This window comes from Pseudomonas sp. H1_D05, from assembly GCF_054682705.1.
In genome coordinates this window covers 1,856,493-1,876,904 of the sequence record NZ_CP162825.1, presented here as the reverse complement: position 1 = coordinate 1,876,904, position 20,412 = coordinate 1,856,493, and the positions used below count along the sequence as shown (strand labels likewise).

Genomic DNA, 20,412 nt, shown 5'->3' with positions numbered 1-20,412 from the left:
CATGTGCATTCGCGTGAACCGTCAGAGCCCCCGTGGCTCGCTTGTGCAAAATGCACAAGCTACGCTTCACAACGGTAGCCTGCATCTTCGGACCTGCCAGGCCATCGCCCGACTTTACTCAACGTGTGCAGCAATCAAAGCCTATGGCCATTTTAAACATCCTCGAATTCCCGGACCCGCGTCTGCGCACTATCGCCAAGCCTGTGGCTGTAGTGGACGACGAAGTGCGTCAGTTGGTCGATGACATGTTTGAAACAATGTATGAAGCGCCGGGCATCGGCCTTGCCGCGACCCAGGTCAACGTGCACAAACGTATCGTCGTGATGGACCTTTCCGAAGACCGCACCGAACCGCGGGTGTTCATCAACCCCGAGTTCGAATCGCTGACCGACGAAATGGACCAATACCAGGAAGGTTGCCTGTCGGTACCGGGTTTCTACGAAAACGTCGACCGCCCGCAAAAGGTCAAGATCAAGGCGCTGGACCGCGACGGCAAGCCCTATGAGCTGATCGCCGAAGGCCTGCTCGCGGTCTGCATCCAGCACGAATGCGACCACCTCAACGGCAAATTGTTCGTCGATTACCTGTCCACGCTCAAACGCGACCGGATCAAGAAGAAACTGGAAAAGCAGCACCGCCAGAACGCTTGATGCCCCTCTTCAAAGGCTTGCTGCGGCAAGCCTTTTTCTTTTATGAGACGCCCTTCATGACTGAGCCACTGCGCATCGTTTTTGCCGGCACCCCGGAATTCGCCGCCGAACACCTCAAGGCCCTGCTGAACAGCCCTTACGAGATCGTTGCGGTCTACACCCAACCGGATCGTCCGGCCGGTCGCGGGCAAAAACTGATGCCAAGCCCGGTCAAACAGCTCGCCCTGGAAAACCATATCCAGGTGTTGCAGCCACCGACCTTGCGCAACGCTGACGCTCAGGCAGAACTGGCCGCACTGAAGCCGGACTTGCTGGTAGTGGTCGCCTACGGCCTGATCCTGCCGCAAGTGGTGCTGGATATCCCGCGTCTGGGCTGCATCAACAGCCACGCCTCCTTGCTGCCACGCTGGCGCGGTGCGGCGCCGATTCAGCGCGCCGTCGAACACGGTGACGCGGAAAGCGGCGTGACCGTGATGCGCATGGAAGCGGGCCTCGACACCGGACCGATGCTGCTCAAGGTCGTCACGCCGATCACCGGCGAAGACACCGGCGGCACGCTGCACGACCGCCTCGCCGAAATGGGCCCGCCCGCCGTGGTCCAGGCGATTGCCGGTCTGGCTGCAGGCACGCTGGAAGGCGAAGTGCAGAACGATGAGCTCGCCACTTACGCGCACAAGCTGAACAAAGACGAAGCACGCATCGACTGGAGCCGTCCGGCCGTTGAGCTGGAACGCCTGGTGCGCGCCTTCAACCCATGGCCGATCACCCACAGCACCCTCAACGGTGAAGCGCTGAAAGTACTGGCGGCGACACTCGCCGAAGGTAAAGGCGCGCCGGGTGAAATCCTCAGCGCCAGCAAGGACGGTTTGGTCGTCGCTTGCGGCGAGCAGGCGCTGTGCCTGACCCGCCTGCAATTGCCGGGTGGCAAGGCGCTGAACTTCAGCGACCTGTTCAACAGCCGTCGAGAGAAATTCTCTGTCGGCACCGTGCTCGGCGCAGCGGTGGACGCGCAATGAACCCGCGTCTGGCCGCCGCCAAGGCACTCGCCGCCGTGCTCAGCGGCAAAGCCTCGTTGAACAGCTCCCTGCCGACGCAACTGGACAAGGTCGAGGATCGTGATCGCGGCTTCACTCAGGATCTGGCCTTCGGCACTGCGCGCTGGCAGCCACGCCTGTCGGCACTCGCCGAGAAGCTGCTGCAGAAACCGTTCAAGGCTGCCGACGCCGATGTCGAAGCGCTGCTGCTGGTCGGTCTCTACCAATTGCTCTACACCCGCGTGCCGGCCCATGCCGCCATCGGCGAAACCGTCGGTTGCGCCGACAAGCTGAAGAAGCCGTGGGCCAAAGGCCTGCTCAACGCGGTGCTGCGTAACGCCCAGCGCGAAAGCGAAACGATTTTCGCCGAGCTGGAACGTGACCCAGTGGTGCGCACCGCTCACCCGCGCTGGCTGCAAAAATCCCTGAAGGCCTTCTGGCCGGAACAGTGGGAAGCGATTTGCGAGGCGAACAATGCGCATCCGCCGATGATCCTGCGGGTCAACCGCCGTCACCACAGCCGCGACGCCTATCTTGGCTTGCTGACGGAGGCCGGGATTGCCGCGACGCCATGTGTGTACAGTTGCGACGGCATCATTCTCGAAGCCGCCGCCGACGTACGCAGCCTGCCCGGTTTCGCCGAAGGCTGGATCAGCGTGCAGGACGAAGCGGCGCAACTGGCCGCCGATCTGCTCAATCTGGCGCCGGGGCAACGCGTGCTCGACGCCTGCTGCGCGCCGGGCGGCAAGACTTGCCACATCCTCGAAGCCGAACCTGCGCTGGCCGGTGTAGTGGCGGTGGATCTGGAAGCCAAGCGTCTGGTGCGGGTCAAGGAGAACCTTGAACGCCTTGGTCTGAACGCCGAACTGATCGCCGCCGACGGTCGCGATACCGAAAAGTGGTGGGACGGCAAACCGTTCCAGCGCATTCTGCTAGACGCGCCGTGCTCGGCGACCGGCGTGATCCGCCGCCATCCGGACATCAAGCTGACCCGTCAGCCGGACGACATCGTCGCCCTCGCGCAACTGCAAGGCGAACTGCTCGACGCGATGTGGAAAACCCTCGAAGTCGGCGGCATCCTGCTGTACGCCACCTGCTCGACGCTGCCGACCGAGAATACCGAAGTCATCGCTGCGTTCCTTGAGCGTACCCAGGCGCCCGTGAACTGGATCTGGCCACGTCGGCCGGAATCAAACAGCCCCATGGTCGCCAACTGCTGGCCCAGCAAGGTGGGCATGACGGGTTCTACTACGCCAAGCTGATCAAGATTGCTGCCGCACGCAGCTAAACGGATTTAACGGAGTGACTGGATGAAAATCATCATCCTCGGTGCAGGACAGGTCGGCGGTTCGCTGGCAGAACATCTGGCCAGCGAGGCCAACGATATTACGGTAGTCGACACCGACGGTGAGCGCCTGCGCGACCTCGGCGACCGCCTCGACATCCGCACCGTGCAGGGCCGGGGCTCGCTGCCGTCGGTGCTGCGTCAGGCCGGCGCCGACGACGCGGACATGCTGGTGGCGGTGACCAACAGCGACGAAACCAACATGGTCGCCTGCCAGGTCGCCCACACGCTGTTCCACACCCCGACCAAGATCGCCCGGGTGCGCGAAGCGTCCTACCTCAATCGCGAGGAGCAACTGTTTCAGAACGAAGCGATTCCGGTCGACGTGCTGATCAGCCCCGAGCAGGTGGTGACCAACTACATCAAGCGCCTGATCCAGCATCCGGGCGCCTTGCAGGTGATCGACTTCGCCGAGGGTGCAGCGCAACTGGTAGCGGTGCGCGCCTATTACGGCGGGCCGCTGGTGGGTCAGCAACTGCGGCAGTTGCGTGAGCACATGCCGAATGTCGAGACTCGCGTCGCCGCAATTTTCCGCCGTGACCGGCCGATCCTGCCCCAGGGCGATACGGTGATCGAGGCGGATGACGAAGTCTTTTTCATCGCCGCCCGTGAGAATATTCGCGCGGTGATGAGCGAAATGCGCCGCCTCGACGAAACCTACAAACGCATCGTCATTGCCGGTGGCGGGCAGATCGGTGAACGTCTGGCCGAGGCCATCGAAAGCCGTTATCAGGTGAAGATCATCGAGATGAATCCGGCGCGTTGCCGTTATCTCTCCGACACCCTCGACAGCACCGTGGTGCTGCAGGGCAGTGCATCAGATCGTGATTTACTGATGGAGGAGAACATTGCCGACGCCGATATCTTCCTCGCCCTCACCAACGATGACGAAGCCAACATCATGTCGTCGCTGCTGGCCAAACGGCTGGGGGCGAAGAAGGTCATGACGATCATCAACAACCCGGCCTACGTCGATCTGATTCAGGGCGGCGATATCGACATCGCCATCAGCCCGCAACTGGCGACCATCGGCACCTTGCTGGCGCACGTGCGTCGTGGCGATATCGTCAGTGTGCACTCACTGCGCCGCGGTGCGGCAGAAGCCATCGAGGCGATTGCCCACGGTGATGCGAAGTCGAGCAAGGTCATCGGCAAGCCCATCGAGAAGATTGGCCTGCCGCCCGGCACCACCATTGGCGCGGTCATTCGCAACGAGCAAGTGATCATCGCCCACGACGACACGGTAATCGAAGCGGGCGACCATGTGATCCTGTTCCTTGTGGATAAAAAGCATATTCGCGATGTGGAGAAGCTGTTTCATGTGGGGTTGAGCTTCTTTTGAGGTTTGCGCTGACGGCACTGGCGCCTTCGCGAGCAGGCTCGCTCCCACATCTGGAATGCGTTTCCCCTGTGGGAGCGAGCCTGCTCGCGAAGGCGGTCTCACTAAGCCCCATCAACGCCTGACAGTCCCAAGAAAGGAATCCACCGATGCTCGAATCCCTGGAAAAAATGCTCGCCAAGGGTGTGGATAACTCCCTGCTGCGCTTCGGCCTGGGCAAGGGTTATCTGGATCTGGGTGAAAACGCCAAGGCCGCCGAGCACTTTGAACGTTGTGTCGGCTTCGATCCGAAATATTCGGCAGCCTGGAAGCTGTTGGGCAAGGCGCATCTGGCGCTGGGCGATCACGCCGCCGCACGTCAGGCGTGGGAACAAGGTCTGGAAGCGGCCCGCGCCCATGGCGACAAGCAGGCCGAGAAGGAAATGATGGTGTTTCTGAAGAAGCTTGATCGTCAGGCGCTATAAGTCAAAGGTAGCGAAGACCGATCCCGTCGGCATCTACCGTCACCACTTCCATCCGCACCCGCGGCGCGCCTGTGGGTAAACCCTGCACCTCGCCGTAAACCACTGCGCCTTTGGGCAAAGTAGCCAAAACCGGATGCTGCACAAACACCCCGGTAGGCGAGAGGTTGCGCGTCTGCCCGAGGCATTCGCCAAAGCTGTCGTGGGTAATCTTGATGCGGAAGGATTTGCGTTGTTCGGACATCTTGTTGCGCCCTTTGATGAACGGTTGTGGATAACCTCGCCAGTGAGGTTATCCACAGATCATGCCAATCAGCTCAGTACCAGCGCTCTTCGCCCGGCGGACGCTTCTTGAAGCGCTTCATGCTCCACATGTACTGGCTCGGGTACGCGGCGACGTAACGCTCGACGACTTTACTCATCGCGGCGCAGGATTCGGCGGTATCGGTGCTGTACATGGCTTCTGGCGCAGCTTCGAGGATCACTTTGTAGCCGGAACCGTCGGGCAGGCGCAGCGCATGCAGGAACACACCGACGGCTTTGCCACCGGCGAGCATGTTCGGCACGAATTTGCTGGTCAGCGCTTGAGTGGCGAAGAACGGCACGAAGATCCCGGCGGATTCGGCCGGTTCCGGGTCAGCAGGAATGCCCACTGCACCACCTTTGCGCACTTCCTTGATCACACTGAGGATGCCTTCCTTGGTGGAAGCAGCGACTTTGTTGCCCAATTGCACGCGCTGTTTGCGCAGCAATTCGTCCACAGCTTTGAGCTTCGGCGGACGGTAGAAAATGATCGGTTTGCACTGGCTGCAATAGAAGTGATTGAGCACTTCCCAATTGCCTAAATGGCTGGTGATGCCGACCACGCCTTTGCCCGAGGCCAAGGCATTCTTGAGGATGTCGAGACCTTCGACTTCGCGCACCAGATCGATCGAGCGCTGCGCCGGCCAGATCCACGCGCAGGCGCTTTCGGTCAGCGACTTGCCGATGTCTTTCAGGCTTTGGCCGACCAGACGTTCACGTTCGGCGGCATCCATCTGTGGAAAACATTTCGCAAGGTTGATCCGCACCACTTCGCGGGAACGGTTGGGGGTTTTCCACATGATCCAGCCAATCGCCGAACCTACGGCCTGCACGGCCCGCCATGGCAGCAGGGCAAACAGCCGCAGAGCGCCTACCAGCAAGGCGCCTTTAAACTTTTCCACAGGTCACTCCTGATCTTGTGCGGTGCGCGAGGCGGCCATTCTAACCGGCGTTGACGAGCTGCGCGTAGCGGTCGCAGTCCTGAGTGTGGTCCATGACCATGCCCGAGGCCTGCATCAGTGCGTAGCAAATGGTCGGGCCGACGAACGTGAATCCGGCCTTTTTCAAGGCTTTGCTCATCGCCAGCGCTTCGGGGGTGATCGCCGGGACTTCGCTGCGATCCTTGAAATGATTGATGATCGGTTGGTCACCGACGAACGACCAGAGGAACGCCACCGGGTCCTCCAGCGCCAGCCAGGCCTGGGCATTACGCCGGGCGGCGTTGAGTTTCAGGCGGTTGCGGATGATCCCAGGATCGAGCATCAATTCGTCGATTTCAGCGTCGCTCATCTGCGCCACGCGCTGTACGTCGAAGCCGAACAACACCTCGCGATAACGCTCGCGCTTGCGCAACACGGTGATCCAGGACAGCCCGGCCTGGAACCCTTCGAGCAAAAGCAACTCGAACAAACCCTGCGCATCGCGTAGCGGCGTGCCCCACTCCTGATCGTGATAAGCCATGTACAGCGGATCTTCGGTACACCAAAAGCAGCGTGGCATAAGGCTCCAGGGGGTGGAGGTGCGACTGAATCGGGTATACTCCCGCTCTTTAAATCGCAGCCCAAGAAACAGGTGAATTTCGTGAGCCAGCCTACGCCAGCCGTGCGTACCTTCCAAGACTTGATCCTCGCGCTCCAGCAATACTGGGCCGAGCAAGGTTGCGTGGTACTTCAGCCCTACGATATGGAAGTAGGCGCCGGCACTTTCCACACCGCGACCTTCCTCCGCGCCATCGGCCCGGAAACCTGGAACGCCGCCTACGTGCAGCCAAGCCGCCGTCCGACTGACGGCCGCTACGGCGAAAACCCGAACCGTCTGCAGCACTACTATCAGTTCCAGGTCGTCCTGAAGCCGAACCCGGATAACTTCCAGGAACTGTACCTGGGCTCGCTCAAGCATGTCGGCCTGGACCCGCTGGTCCACGACATTCGCTTCGTCGAAGACAACTGGGAATCGCCGACTCTCGGCGCCTGGGGTCTGGGCTGGGAAGTCTGGCTGAACGGCATGGAAGTGACTCAGTTCACTTACTTCCAGCAGGCGGGCGGCATCGAGTGCTACCCGGTGACCGGCGAGATCACTTACGGTCTCGAGCGTCTGGCCATGTACCTGCAAGGCGTGGATTCGGTCTACGACCTGGTCTGGGCTGACGGTCCGTTTGGCAAGGTGACCTACGGCGACGTGTTCCACCAGAACGAAGTGGAACAGTCTACTTACAACTTCGAACACGCCAACGTCGACAAGCTGTTCGAACTGTTCGACTTCTATGAAAGCGAAGCCAAACGCCTGATCGAACTCGACCAGCCGCTGCCGTTGCCGAGCTACGAAATGGTGTTGAAGGCGTCGCACACCTTCAACCTGCTGGATGCACGCCGGGCGATCTCGGTGACCGCGCGTCAGCAATACATTCTGCGCGTACGCACCCTGGCGCGTTCCGTTGCGCAAGCCTACCTGCTGGCGCGCGCCAAGCTGGGCTTCCCGATGGCGACCCCGGACCTGCGTGACGAAGTACTGGCCAAGCTGGAGGCAGCACAATGAGTGCGCAAGATTTTCTGGTTGAACTGGGCACCGAAGAACTGCCACCGAAAGCCCTGAACACCCTGGCTGAAGCGTTCCTCGCCGGTATCGACAAGGGCCTGCAAGCCGCTGGCCTGAGCTACGAGACTAAAACCGTCTACGCCGCACCGCGTCGTCTGGCTGTGCTGATCACCGCGCTGGCTACCCAGCAACCGGATCGCAGCATCAACCTCGACGGCCCGCCACGTCAGGCGGCGTTCGACGCTGACGGCAATCCAACGCAAGCAGCACTGGGCTTCGCCAAGAAGTGCGGCGTCGATCTGAGCGAAATCGATCAGAGCGGCCCGAAACTGCGTTACAGCCAGAGCATCGCCGGCAAGCCGACCGCGAGCCTGCTGCCGACCATCGTCGAAGACTCGCTGAACGACCTGCCGATCCCGAAACGCATGCGTTGGGGTGCGCGCAAGGAAGAGTTCGTTCGTCCGACCCAATGGCTGGTGATGCTGCTCGGTGACCAGGTCATCGACTGCACCATCCTCGCGCAGAAGGCTGGCCGTGATTCCCGTGGTCACCGCTTCCATCACCCGGAAAGCGTGCGCATCGGTTCGCCGTCGAGCTACCTCGCCGACCTGCGTGCCGCTTATGTATTGGCCGACGCCAACGAGCGTCGCGAGATCATCAGCAAGCGCACCGAAGAGCTGGCCACCCGTCAGGAAGGCACGGCAATCGTTCCGCCGGCACTGCTCGACGAAGTGACCGCGCTGGTTGAATGGCCGGTGCCGCTGGTGTGCTCGTTCGAGGAGCGTTTCCTCGACGTGCCGCAAGAAGCCCTGATCACCACCATGCAGGACAACCAGAAGTACTTCTGCCTGCTGGATGCCGACGGCAAGTTGCTGCCACGTTTCATCACTGTGGCCAACATCGAAAGCAAAGACCCGCAGCAGATCATCGCCGGTAACGAGAAAGTGGTTCGCCCACGTCTGACCGACGCCGAGTTCTTCTTCAAGCAAGACAAGAAGCAGAAGCTCGAAGCTTTCAATGATCGCCTGAAGAACGTGGTGTTCCAGGAAAAACTCGGCAGCGTCTACGACAAGGCCGAGCGCGTTTCCAAACTGGCTGCGTACATCGCCGCGCGCATCGGTGGTAACGCCTCGTGGGCTGCGCGCGCAGGTCTGCTGTCGAAGTGTGACCTGGCCACCGAAATGGTCGGCGAATTCCCGGAGATGCAAGGTGTCGCTGGTTACTACTACGCCCTCAATGACGGCGAGCCGGAAGACGTCGCGCTGGCGCTCAACGAGCAGTACATGCCACGCGGTGCCGGTGCGGAACTGCCAGCCACCCTGACTGGTGCAGCCGTCGCGATCGCTGACAAGCTCGACACTCTGGTCGGTATCTTCGGTATCGGCATGCTGCCAACCGGCAGCAAAGACCCGTATGCCCTGCGCCGTGCGGCCCTCGGTGTGCTGCGCATCCTGATCGAGAAAAAACTCGACCTCGACCTGAACGACGCCGTGGCTTTCGCCGTGACTGCGTTCGGCGCCAAGGTCAAGGCTGCCGGCCTCAACGAGTCCGTGCTGGAATTCATCTTCGACCGTCTGCGTGCGCGTTACGAAGACGAAGGCGTTGAAGTCGCCACTTACCTGTCGGTGCGTGCCCTGAAGCCGGGTTCGGCGCTGGACTTCGACCAGCGTGTGCAAGCAGTGCAAGCCTTCCGCAAACTGCCGGAAGCGGCAGCGCTGGCGGCGGTGAACAAGCGTGTGTCGAACCTGTTGAGCAAACTCGAAGGCGCGGTACCGACCGAGGTGCAAGCCAAGTACTTCGACAACGCCAACGAGTTCTCGCTGTACTCGGCGATCCAGCAAGCGGATCAAGCGGTGCAGCCAATGGCGGCAGCGCGTCAGTACAACGAATCGCTGGCACGCCTGGCAGCATTGCGTGAGCCAGTCGATGCGTTCTTCGACGCGGTGATGGTCAATGCCGACGACGCCAATGTGCGGGCCAACCGTTACGCGCTGCTGGCGCGTCTGCGTGGTCTGTTCCTCGGTGTTGCCGACATTTCGCTGCTGGGTTGAGGGATTGCTGTTGAAACTGCTGATTCTCGATCGGGACGGAGTGATCAATTACGACTCCGACGCTTACATCAAGTCAGTGGCGGAGTGGATTCCGCTGCCCGGCTCGATCGAGGCGATTGCGCAGTTGAGCAAGGCCGGCTGGACGGTGGCGGTCGCCACCAACCAGTCGGGCATTGCTCGCGGCTACTACGACCTCGCCACCCTCGATGCCATGCACGCGCGACTGCGTACGCTCGTGGCGGAGCAGGGCGGTGAAGTCGGGCTGATCGTGTATTGCCCGCATGGGCCGGACGAAGGCTGCGATTGCCGCAAGCCGAAACCGGGGATGCTGAAAACCATCGCGGCGCATTACAGCGTGACGCTGGCCAATGTCTGGTTCGTCGGCGACAGCCTTGGTGACCTGGAAGCTGCCAAAGCCGTCGATTCACAGCCAGTTTTGGTAAAGACCGGAAAGGGCGCAAAGACTCAGGGCAAAACCCTGCCGGTTGGCACTCTGATTTTTGACGATCTGGCGGCGATTGCCGCAGAACTTATCCACAACTAGAGTACTTCTGAAGTTCCTGACCAGGGATTGATCGGGAGTGCGCTTGAACATTCGGGCATTGCCCCGTAACGGTAAACGTCACTATGTCGATACTGCGGGCCATCAGGATTTTTCTCTTTTACCTGCTGCTGGGCACCACCTCCCTGCTGTGGTGCAGCTTGAGTTTTTTTATCGCGCCGTTTTTGCCGTTCAAGGCGCGCTATCGTTTTATCAACGTGTACTGGTGCCGCTGTGCCTTGTGGTTGACCAAGGTGTTCCTCGGTATCCGTTACGAAATCAAAGGCGCGGAAAACGTACCTGACCGGCCCTGCGTGATTCAGTCGAACCACCAGAGCACTTGGGAGACGTTCTTTCTCTCCGCTTATTTTTCGCCGTTGAGCCAGGTGCTCAAGCGCGAGCTGCTTTATGTACCGTTCTTTGGCTGGGCCATGGCCATGCTGCGGCCAATCGCGATTGACCGTGACAACCCGAAAGCTGCACTGAAACAAGTCGCCGCCAAAGGTGACGAGCTGCTCAAGGACAACGTTTGGGTGCTGATCTTTCCTGAAGGCACACGCGTGCCGTTTGGCACTGTCGGCAAGTTCTCCCGCAGTGGTAGCGCTTTGGCGGTAAATGCGGCGCTTCCGGTCCTGCCGATTGCACACAATGCCGGCAAATTCTGGCCGAAAATCGGCTGGGGCAAGAAGTCCGGGGTGATCACCGTGGTCATCGGTGAGCCGATGTATGCCGAAGGCACAGGGCCTCGCGCCATTGCTGATCTGAACGACCGCGTACAAGCGTGGAACGAGAAGACTCAACGGGAAATGGGTTCGCTGCCACCGGCACCGCAAGCACCGGCTGCAAGCGATCAGATCGCTGTCTGAGATTTTGTGGATAACCTGTGTACGGTTTTGTTGAAAAAGCCTGAATATTGAAATTAAGTAATTGATTTACTTATATATTTCTCAAGCTCATAAAACACCGTAAAACGTGCATAAGTTTTTTTCGGATGTAAAAAGACCGGCTGATATAGCCGGTTTTTTTGTGCCTGTTCACTCGGCGATCAGTGGTAATTCGAACAGAAATGTGGTGCCTTGATCGACCATGCTGTGGCACGAGATTTTGCCTCCGTGGTGATCAACCACCGCTTTGACCATCGACAAGCCCAGGCCAACGCCGTCGATGCCTTGTGCGGAGGAAAAGCGTCGGTACTGACTGAACAGATCAGGCAACTCTTGTTCGGCGATGCCTTTGCCTTGATCGGTCAGTTCGCACCGTAGCCACTCTCCTTGGCAACTGACTCGTAGTTCAATCGTGGTATCTGCCGGGCTGTACTTGATCGCATTCTCCAGCAGGTTGAACAGCGCACGCGTCAGTAATCCCTGGTCAGCCATGATCAGGCGCTCCTGGGATTGCTCATCCATGTCGTGCAGCAGTTCGATGCGTTTCTGCTGGGCGATGGGCAACGCCTGATCCAGCACGTCCAGCACCAACATAGCGAACAGGCTCGGCTGGAACTGATAGGCTTCGGACTCGGCCCGCGCCAGCAAGACGAAACCATCGGTGAGATCCAGCGCGCGACGCACCTGCCGCTCAATCTGTTCGAATAACGGCGAGTCCGCCCCGGCCTGATGGCGGTGAACATCGAGCAGGGCGAGGATCGCCGAATGCGGGGCACGCAAGTCGTGGGAAAGAAAGCGCAGCAATACCCCGCGTTGTTCCTCGGCGGCACGTTCGGCGCTGAGATCGGTGAGGCTGAGCAGCCAACCAATCGGCGTGTCTCCGTCCACCGGCAGCAGGGCGGCACGCTCCAGGCGCAGGCTGCGTTCCTTGTGATCGCGAAACTCCAACAGCGGAATGGCCGACAGTGACGAGCGCAACTCTGTGGACAACTCCGGGTAACCGAGGCTGGCCAGTTGATCGAGGACGTCGTCCCCCACCAGATTGTGATCGAATAGCTGGCGAGCCTTGCGATTGCCCAGCAGGATCTGGCCTTTGGGATCGCTGATCAGTGTGGCGACGGGCAAGTACTCCAGACCGTCGGCAATAAAGCGCCGGGTATCACGGGTGCGACTCATAGCCTGTTCCAGCGCCATGATCTGCCCCTGCAAGCGATCAGCACCGGTGAATTGCGAGCGACGGCGTTCGGGGAAAACCTTCGGCTCGCTGTCCAGTCGTGCCAGCTCCCAGCCGAAATAAGTCAGCACTACGCTCAGGCGCCGCCAGTTCCAGATCAGATAACCGAACAACATCCCCAACACGGCTGGCGTCGGCGACCACCAGCGGCGCGTTTCCGCTAAACCTGCACTGGTCAGCAACGCGCACGCCATGCTGATCAACGTGACCCAGAGCGCCCAGCGCGGGCGCCACAACAGCAGCCCAAGACTGCCGGCCACCAAGGCGACCGACAACAGGGCGCCTTTGGCGGCAGACGCATCGTGCAGGTTAATCTGCGCGCGATAAGACAGCAGCGCAGTCAGCGGCAACAGCACTAGACTTATCCACAACCATTCGCGCACCAACTGTCGAAACAATCGCTGCACCTGGCTCGGTTCACGGCTTTCACGCCGACGCTGATTGTTCATGGGGAAAAAGGGCAGGGCAGTGTGAATGGTTTCATGGGCCACAGGTCTGAGACGTAGACCCGAAGAATCATAGCGGACGTCGACCAACGGCGGGCCGCTTACTTTCACAGCTTGGGCCGAGCGACTATGGTTGTCCGCCAACTGCCCCAGCAACAAGGAATAACCGCGAATGCGCGTTGCGATTCTGGACGACGAACCCGCCGAACTGCGCCGGGTCGAGCAAACCCTGCAGCAAATGGCCGATGCCGGCGATCAGCCATGGTCGCTGCACAGCTTCGAGCGTGGCGAAGACTTGCTGCGCCAGTTGCGCCGGGAAACCTTCGACCTGTTGATCCTCGACTGGCAACTGCCAGACCTGACCGGCCTGGCCCTGCTGCGCTGGACTCGCGAACACATGGAAGCACCGCCTGCGGCGATCATGCTCACCAGTCGTGATGGCGAGAGCGATATCGTCCAGGCGTTGAATGCCGGGGCCGACGATTATGTAAGTAAACCGTTCCGCCCCAATGAACTGAAAGCCCGAGTCGCCGCAGTACTACGTCGGCATAGCCAGCCACGCAGCACGGCGACGGAAGTGCTGAGCTTCAATGACCTGACGTTTGATGATGCAGAGCTGACCGTTACCCGGGAGGGAAAGCCGATCGTCATGACCGAGCGTGAATATCGGCTGGCGCGGTGTCTGTTCAGCAATCTGGGCCGGCCGTTGTCGCGGGATTATCTATATGAGCGGTTTTGGCCGCATGAAGAGATGGCGTCGTCGCGACCGTTGGATACGCATATCTACCGGTTGCGGAACAAGCTCGGGCTGACGGCGGATCGAGGGTGGCAGTTGCTGACGATTTATGGGTATGGGTATCGTTTAGAAAGTGTCGCATCTGCGGTCGAGTAGGCCATTCCGAGCACATGCTCGGAATGGTTGACAGTGGCAAACCGGGAAAATAAAAAAAGGCCAACGCAATGCGTTGGCCTTTTTCGTTGCAGCTGATATGGATCAGAAATCCAGGTTCGAAACCGCCAGCGCATTGCTCTCGATGAAGTCACGGCGAGGTTCGACCGCATCACCCATCAGGGTGTTGAAGATCTGGTCTGCGCCAATGGCGTCTTCGATGGTGACTTTCAGCATGCGGCGCACGCTTGGGTCCATGGTGGTTTCCCACAGCTGATCCGGGTTCATTTCGCCCAGACCTTTGTATCGCTGAATGGTGTGGCGCTTGGTGCTTTCCGCCATCAGCCAGTCAAGGGCTTCCTTGAACTCGGTGACTGCCTTCTTGCGCTCGCCACGCTGGATGTACGCGCCGTCGTCGAGCAGGGTGCTCAGTTGAGCGCCAAGGGTGACGACGGTTTTGTAGTCGTTGCTGCCGAAGAAGTCGCGGTTGAAAGTGACGTAGTTCGACAGGCCGTGGGAGATCAGTTCGACCTCCGGCAGCCATACACCACGTTCACGGTCTTCACGCAGGCTGGCCTTGTAGACCAGACCGGACTTCTCGACGGTGCGCAGACGGACTTCGTACTGGGCCAGCCAGTCCTGCATCTTGGCGTGGTCGCCAAGCATTTCCAGGCTCACGGCCGGCAGGTAGATGAAGTGCTCGGTCAGCTCTTGCGGGTACAGGCGCGACAGGCGCTTGAGGGTCTTCATCACCATGCGGAAGTCGTTTACCAGACGCTCCAAAGCTTCACCGGAAATGCACTGGGGCCTCTTCGTTCAGGTGCAGGCTGGCATCTTCCAGAGCCGACTGCGTCATGTACTCTTCCATGGCGTCGTCGTCTTTGATGTATTGCTCTTGCTTGCCTTTCTTGACCTTGTACAGCGGCGGCTGGGCGATGTAGATGTAGCCGCGCTCGATCAGCTCCGGCAACTGACGGAAGAAGAAGGTCAGCAGCAGGGTACGGATGTGCGAACCGTCGACGTCAGCATCGGTCATGATGATGATGTTGTGATAACGCAGCTTGTCGATGTTGTATTCGTCGCGACCGATGCCGCAGCCCAGCGCGGTGATCAAGGTGCCCACTTCCTGGGAAGAGATCATCTTGTCGAAACGCGCTTTCTCGACGTTGAGGATCTTGCCCTTCAACGGCAGGATCGCCTGGGTCTTGCGGTTACGTCCCTGCTTGGCAGAGCCGCCCGCGGAGTCACCTTCCACGAGGTACAGTTCGGAGAGTGCCGGGTCTTTTTCCTGGCAGTCAGCGAGCTTGCCTGGCAGACCGGCAATGTCCAGCGCGCCTTTGCGGCGGGTCATCTCACGGGCCTTGCGCGCAGCTTCACGGGCACGGGCGGCGTCGATCATCTTGCCGACGACCAGCTTGGCTTCGTTCGGGTTTTCCAGGAGGAAGTCGGAGAAGTACTTGCCCATCTCCTGCTCGACCGCAGTCTTCACTTCGGAAGACACCAGCTTGTCTTTGGTCTGCGAGCTGAACTTCGGATCCGGCACTTTCACCGAAATGATCGCGGTCAGGCCTTCACGGGCATCGTCGCCGGTGGTGGCGACTTTGTGCTTCTTCGCCAGACCTTCCTGCTCGATGTAGTTGTTCAGGTTACGCGTCAGGGCCGAGCGGAAGCCCACCAGGTGGGTACCGCCGTCGCGCTGCGGAATGTTGTTGGTGAAGCACAACAGGTTCTCGTTGAAGCTGTCGTTCCACTGCAGGGCGATTTCCACGCCGATGCCGTCTTCACGCTGGATGTTGAAGTGGAACACCTGGTTGACCGCAGTCTTGTTGGTGTTCAGGTATTCAACGAACGCACGCAGGCCACCTTCGTATTTGAACAGCTCTTCCTTGCCGCTGCGCTCATCCTTGAGGACGATGCCGACACCGGAGTTGAGGAAGGACAGTTCACGAATGCGCTTGGCCAGGATGTCCCAGCTGAAGTGAATGTTCTTGAAGGTTTCGCTGGAAGCCTTGAAGTGGATCTGGGTACCGGTGGTTTCGCTGTCGCCAACGATGGCCATCGGTGCCTGAGGTACGCCGTGGACGTAGGTCTGTTCCCAGATCTTGCCGCTGCGGCGAACGGTCAGGACCAGTTCTTCGGACAGTGCGTTCACTACCGATACACCTACGCCGTGCAGACCGCCGGAGACCTTGTAGGAGTTGTCGTCGAACTTACCGCCAGCGTGGAGGACGGTCATGATGACCTCGGCGGCGGAAACGCCTTCCTCTTTGTGCACGTCTACCGGGATGCCACGGCCGTTGTCTTTAACGGTGATGGACTCATCCGGGTGGATAATGATGCTGATGTCGTCGCAGTGGCCGGCGAGGGCTTCGTCGATCGAGTTGTCGACCACCTCGAACACCATGTGGTGCAGACCGCTGCCATCGTCAGTGTCACCAATGTACATACCGGGACGTTTGCGTACGGCATCCAGGCCTTTCAGCACTTTAATGCTCGTTGAGTCGTACGTATTTTCTTCGCTCAATGCCTTCACTCCCGATGGTCGTGGGTCTGGGTGATACGGCCCTGTTCCACGTGGAACAGAGCGACTGGCGTTTCCGTCTGCCAGCCTTCCCTCAATAATTCGTGATCTACACAGGTGATGAACACCTGGCAGCGTAAGTCTTCCAGCAAACGGCACAGCGCGCGACGATGGCCCTCGTCCAGCTCGGACGGCAAGTCATCCACCAGATAAATACACTGACCGCGACGGGCCTGGCTGACCAAATGCCCTTGGGCAATCCGTAGTGCACAGACCACTAACTTCTGCTGACCCCGGGACAATATGTCCGCGGCGTTGTGAGCGCCCAATCTAAGACGCAAATCAGCCCGTTGCGGTCCGGCCTGGGTATGACCCATTTGCTGATCCCGTTGCACGGATCCAGCCAGTACGGCGCTCAATTCCCGGTCTTTGTCCCAGCCTCGGTAATAGCTGAGCGTCAAACCTTCAAGCTCAACCAGTTCGCTCAAGGTTTGTTCAAAGACTGGTTTCAAGGCTTTGATGTAGGCGCGGCGGTATTCATCGATTTCAGCGCTGGCCTGGCACAGTTCCCTGTCCCAAACCGCTTGCGAAACGGCGTCAAGTGTACCATGTCGCAGCCAAGAGTTTCTCTGGCGCAGGGCCTTCTGCAACCGCTGCCAGGTGGCCATAAAGCGCGGCTCGACGTGGAACACGCCCCAGTCGAGAAACTGTCGACGAATCTTCGGCGCACCTTCAAGCAAGCGGAAGCTGTCGGGGTTGATCAACTGCAGCGGCAGGATCTCCGCCAGCTGCGCAGCACTGCGGGCGTTCTGGCCGTCGATGCGGATCTGGAACTCGCCCTGACGATCGCGCGAGATCCCCAACGCACTGTGCCCACCCTCAGCCAATTCGACCTGACCGAACACGGTGCAGGCGAGTTGCTCGTACTGAATGACCGGCAACAGCCGCGTGCTACGAAACGAACGGGCAAGCCCCAGCAGATGAATGGCTTCCAGAACACTGGTTTTGCCGCTGCCGTTGGCGCCGTAAAGAATGTTGATGCGGGGGGAGGGGGAGAAGGTCACCGGGTGCAGATTGCGCACCGCGGTGACCGAAACACGACTTAAGGACATCCAGGGTCAGCTGATTACAGACGCATCGGCATGACAACGTAAGCCGAATCGTCGTTGTCGGACTCTTGCACCAATGCACTGCTGTTGGAGTCGGACAGGATCAGACGAACCTGCTCGGTGGTCATCACGCCCAGCACGTCGAGCAAATAGCTCACGTTGAAGCCGATTTCCAGAGAGCCGCCGTTGTATTCAACGCCCACTTCCTCTTCCGCTTCTTCCTGCTCCGGGTTGTTGGCCTGGATCTTCAACTGACCGCTGGCCAGTTGCAGACGGATACCACGGTACTTCTCGTTGGACAGAATCGCGGTACGGCTGAACGCTTCACGCAAGGCCTGGCGATCGCCCAATACCAGCTTGTCGCCGCCCTTTGGCAGAACGCGCTCGTAGTCCGGGAACTTGCCGTCAACCAGTTTCGAGGTGAAGGTGAATTCGCCGGTGGTGGCGCGGATGTGATGTTGACCCAGCACGATGCTGACATTGCCGTCCGGCTCGGTGAGCAGACGCGCCAGTTCCAGAATACCTTTGCGCGGCACGATCACCTGATGGCGATCTGGCTGGCCGATATCGGCCTTCATCGAGCACATGGCCAGACGGTGACCGTCGGTGGCCACAGCGCGGATGATGCCTTCGGACACTTCCAGCAGCATGCCATTGAGGTAATAACGCACGTCCTGCTGGGCCATGGCGAAGCTTGTGCGTTCGATCAGGCGACGCAGTTTGCTTTGTTCAAGACTGCAAGTCAGCGAGCCCGGACCTTCTTCAACGGTCGGGAAATCGTTGGCCGGCAGAGTCGACAGGGTGAAGCGGCTACGGCCAGCCTTCACCACCAGCTTCTGCTCGTCGACCTTGATGTCGATCAGCGCGTCGTTGGGCAGGCTTTTGCAGATATCCATCAGCTTGCGCGCAGGCACGGTGATGGAACCTGTTTCAGCCGGCTCTTCAAGTTGCACACGACCGACCAGCTCGACCTCGAGGTCGGTACCGGTCAGCGACAGTTGCTGGCCTTCGACAACCAGCAGCACGTTGGAGAGTACCGGCAAGGTCTGTCGGCGCTCGACGACGCCTGCGACCAGTTGCAGGGGTTTCAACAGGGCTTCGCGTTGAATGGTGAAATGCATGGTCTAGTCCCTTGCCTTAATAAGCTGCGCTGGTGTTCATCAAGTGGTCAGTGTACGCAGCAGGTTCTTGTAGTCCTCGCGGATGTCCGCGTCGGATTCCTTAAGTTCGTTGATCTTTCGACAGGCGTGCAACACCGTGGTGTGGTCGCGGCCGCCGAACACATCGCCGATTTCCGGCAGGCTGTGGTTGGTCAGTTCCTTGGACAAGGCCATGGCGACCTGACGCGGACGAGCCACCGAGCGCGAACGGCGCTTGGACAGCAGATCCGAGATCTTGATCTTGTAGTACTCGGCAACGGTGCGCTGAATGTTATCCACAGAGACCAGTTTGTCCTGCAACGCCAACAGGTCTTTCAGGGATTCGCGAATCAGCTCGATGGTGATGTCGCGGCCCATGAAGTGCGAGTGGGCGATCACGCGTTTCAGCGCACCTTCCAGCTCACGGACGTTGGAGCGAATGCGCTGGGCGATGAAGAACGCGGCGTCATGCGGTAACTCGACTTTGGCCTGGTCGGCCTTCTTCATCAAGATCGCCACGCGGGTTTCCAGTTCCGGCGGCTCGACGGCAACCGTCAGGCCCCAGCCGAAGCGGGATTTGAGGCGTTCTTCAAGGCCTTCGATTTCTTTCGGGTAGCGGTCACTGGTGAGAATGACCTGCTGGCCACCTTCAAGCAGGGCGTTGAAGGTGTGGAAAAACTCTTCCTGCGAGCGCTCTTTGCGGGCGAAGAACTGAATGTCGTCGATCAGCAAGGCATCCACCGAACGGTAGAAACGCTTGAACTCGTTGATCGCGTTCAGTTGCAGTGCCTTGACCATGTCGGCCACGAAACGCTCGGAATGCAGGTAAACGACCTTGGCATTCGGGTTCTTCTTTAATAGATGATTACCCACCGCGTGCATCAAGTGAGTCTTACCCAGACCAACGCCACCATAAAGGAAGAGTGGGTTGTAGCCGTGCTTTGGGTTGTCCGCCACTTGCCAGGCCGCCGCGCGGGCGAGCTGGTTGGATTTACCTTCGACGAAGTTTTCGAAGGTGAAGGTGCGGTTCAGGTAGCTGGTGTGCTTGAGCGCACCTTCGACCTGCACGGTGCGCTGTTCGGCGCGAACCGGGGCTTGCTGCGAAGCGGCACCGGACATCGGATCGAAACTGTCGCGAGACGGTTCATCGCTGACTTCAGGGCTTTTCTGCGTCGAGCGCTTGGCCGTCGGTGCGGGCGTCTGCGTCGGTGCCTGCACGTTCGCAGGTGCGGCATTGACCTGAGCCTGGGAAACCTGAGCGGCGGCCAGCGGTGCATTCGGTGCGGCACGCGGTGCCGAGCTGCGCTTGCTGCCTATTAATAAGGAGAGCGCCGGCGCCGTGCCGTTGCCATGCTCATCCAGCAGTTCAAGGACGCGGCCCAGGTACTTTTCGTTGACCCAGTCCAGCACAAAACGGTTCGGTGCGTAGACGCGCAACTCGTCGCCTTCGGCTTCGACCTGTAGTGGACGGATCCAGGTGTTGAATTGTTGGGCAGGCAGCTCCTCGCGCAAAAGCTCCACGCACTGCTGCCAAAGTTCCACTGACACGGATATCCCCTAAGTTGAAAGCCGGTGAGGCAAAAACAAGCGGCCATTGTAGCGGCGAGCCGTCCACTTATCCACATGCAGGTTGCCCGGTGACCATGATTTATCAATGTGTTAACCGATGAAAAAGCGACCAACGGTGCGTGAATAAGCTCTGTGGATAACCGCCTCTAAGGGCACTGGACAACTGGGGGCTGAACTCGGTGGATAACCTGCCTGTGGATAACAGGCCTTTCCACACACAGGTTATCCGATAGTGCAGCACAGGCTGAACACGGTTTTCCACTGTAGTTGTCATTCTCTGTACATCAGGCGAAATAAGGGCTGATAGCACTTATCCACAGAAGGAGGCATTCCTAGCTTTTATAAGCTTTACAGAAAAGCTT

Annotated in this window: 16 protein-coding genes and 2 pseudogenes; 10 read left to right on the top strand and 8 right to left on the bottom strand. The window is 59.5% G+C overall.

Going from position 1 to position 20,412, the window contains the following annotated elements; genetic code table 11:
- Positions 1-143: 143 nt before the first annotated feature.
- The 5 genes and pseudogenes from def to AB4O11_RS08575 all read left to right on the top strand — a co-directional run bounded on the left by def (position 144) and on the right by AB4O11_RS08575 (position 4,832).
- Positions 144-650, top strand: a complete 507-nt coding sequence (gene def, locus AB4O11_RS08595; protein ID WP_016984087.1) for a peptide deformylase — start codon at positions 144-146, stop codon at positions 648-650.
- A gap of 56 nt (positions 651-706) precedes the next feature.
- Entirely contained in the window at positions 707-1,666 is a 960-nt protein-coding gene (fmt, locus tag AB4O11_RS08590) for a methionyl-tRNA formyltransferase (RefSeq protein WP_460089364.1), read from the top strand.
- Positions 1,663-2,972, top strand: a pseudogene (gene rsmB / locus AB4O11_RS08585) (16S rRNA (cytosine(967)-C(5))-methyltransferase RsmB). The gene fmt and the pseudogene rsmB overlap by 4 nt, the downstream one beginning before the upstream one ends.
- Before the next feature lie 22 nt (positions 2,973-2,994).
- Entirely contained in the window at positions 2,995-4,371 is a 1,377-nt protein-coding gene (trkA, locus tag AB4O11_RS08580) for a Trk system potassium transporter TrkA (RefSeq protein ID WP_093429539.1), read from the top strand.
- Between the two features lie 146 nt (positions 4,372-4,517).
- Complete coding sequence (locus AB4O11_RS08575) at positions 4,518-4,832, top strand: tetratricopeptide repeat protein (RefSeq protein WP_460130459.1); 315 nt, start codon at positions 4,518-4,520, stop codon at positions 4,830-4,832.
- Position 4,833: 1 nt separating this feature from the next.
- Here AB4O11_RS08575 and AB4O11_RS08570 read toward each other — a convergent pair whose 3' ends face one another.
- The 3 genes from AB4O11_RS08570 to AB4O11_RS08560 form a co-directional block, all read right to left on the bottom strand.
- Complete coding sequence (locus tag AB4O11_RS08570; RefSeq protein WP_093429541.1) at positions 4,834-5,073, bottom strand: PilZ domain-containing protein; 240 nt, start codon at positions 5,071-5,073, stop codon at positions 4,834-4,836.
- 73 nt (positions 5,074-5,146) lie between these two features.
- Positions 5,147-6,034 (bottom strand): lysophospholipid acyltransferase, encoded by an 888-nt coding sequence (locus AB4O11_RS08565; RefSeq protein WP_093429542.1) that lies wholly within the window; start codon positions 6,032-6,034, stop codon positions 5,147-5,149.
- A gap of 40 nt (positions 6,035-6,074) precedes the next feature.
- Positions 6,075-6,632 carry a DNA-3-methyladenine glycosylase I gene (locus AB4O11_RS08560; protein WP_186620326.1) on the bottom strand — a complete coding sequence of 186 codons (558 nt, stop codon included), beginning with the start codon at positions 6,630-6,632 and terminating at the stop codon, positions 6,075-6,077.
- 81 nt (positions 6,633-6,713) lie between these two features.
- Between AB4O11_RS08560 and glyQ the strand changes: the two genes are divergently transcribed.
- The 4 genes from glyQ (at position 6,714) to AB4O11_RS08540 (ending at position 11,125) form a co-directional block, all read left to right on the top strand.
- Positions 6,714-7,667: a glycine--tRNA ligase subunit alpha gene (glyQ, locus tag AB4O11_RS08555; RefSeq protein ID WP_003187265.1), complete on the top strand. Its 954-nt coding sequence runs from the start codon at positions 6,714-6,716 to the stop codon at positions 7,665-7,667.
- Positions 7,664-9,718 (top strand): glycine--tRNA ligase subunit beta, encoded by a 2,055-nt coding sequence (gene glyS / locus AB4O11_RS08550; RefSeq protein ID WP_093429544.1) that lies wholly within the window; start codon positions 7,664-7,666, stop codon positions 9,716-9,718. The genes glyQ and glyS overlap by 4 nt, the downstream gene beginning before the upstream one ends.
- 4 nt (positions 9,719-9,722) lie before the next feature.
- Positions 9,723-10,262 (top strand): D-glycero-beta-D-manno-heptose 1,7-bisphosphate 7-phosphatase, encoded by a 540-nt coding sequence (gmhB, locus tag AB4O11_RS08545; protein WP_286079738.1) that lies wholly within the window; start codon positions 9,723-9,725, stop codon positions 10,260-10,262.
- Between the two features lie 83 nt (positions 10,263-10,345).
- Positions 10,346-11,125, top strand: a complete 780-nt coding sequence (locus AB4O11_RS08540) for a lysophospholipid acyltransferase family protein (RefSeq protein WP_093429546.1) — start codon at positions 10,346-10,348, stop codon at positions 11,123-11,125.
- Between the two features lie 168 nt (positions 11,126-11,293).
- Here AB4O11_RS08540 and AB4O11_RS08535 read toward each other — a convergent pair whose 3' ends face one another.
- Positions 11,294-12,826, bottom strand: a complete 1,533-nt coding sequence (locus AB4O11_RS08535; RefSeq protein WP_460130458.1) for a sensor histidine kinase — start codon at positions 12,824-12,826, stop codon at positions 11,294-11,296.
- 169 nt (positions 12,827-12,995) lie between these two features.
- Between AB4O11_RS08535 and AB4O11_RS08530 the strand changes: the two genes are divergently transcribed.
- Entirely contained in the window at positions 12,996-13,715 is a 720-nt protein-coding gene (locus AB4O11_RS08530; protein ID WP_099757598.1) for a response regulator transcription factor, read from the top strand.
- A 102-nt stretch (positions 13,716-13,817) separates the two neighbouring features.
- Here AB4O11_RS08530 and gyrB read toward each other — a convergent pair.
- The 4 genes and pseudogenes from gyrB to dnaA all read right to left on the bottom strand — a co-directional run bounded on the left by gyrB (position 13,818) and on the right by dnaA (position 20,029).
- Positions 13,818-16,236: pseudogene (gyrB, locus tag AB4O11_RS08525) on the bottom strand (DNA topoisomerase (ATP-hydrolyzing) subunit B).
- Between the two features lie 5 nt (positions 16,237-16,241).
- The gene (gene recF / locus AB4O11_RS08520; protein WP_038359568.1) at positions 16,242-17,345 is read right to left on the bottom strand and encodes a DNA replication/repair protein RecF; all 1,104 of its coding nucleotides are present in this window, start codon (positions 17,343-17,345) and stop codon (positions 16,242-16,244) included.
- Positions 17,346-17,359: 14 nt separating this feature from the next.
- A complete protein-coding gene (dnaN, locus tag AB4O11_RS08515) occupies positions 17,360-18,463 on the bottom strand; it encodes a DNA polymerase III subunit beta (protein WP_007911887.1) in 1,104 nt (367 codons plus the stop codon).
- A gap of 39 nt (positions 18,464-18,502) precedes the next feature.
- The gene (gene dnaA, locus AB4O11_RS08510) at positions 18,503-20,029 is read right to left on the bottom strand and encodes a chromosomal replication initiator protein DnaA (RefSeq protein WP_093429550.1); all 1,527 of its coding nucleotides are present in this window, start codon (positions 20,027-20,029) and stop codon (positions 18,503-18,505) included.
- Positions 20,030-20,412: the final 383 nt, after the last annotated feature.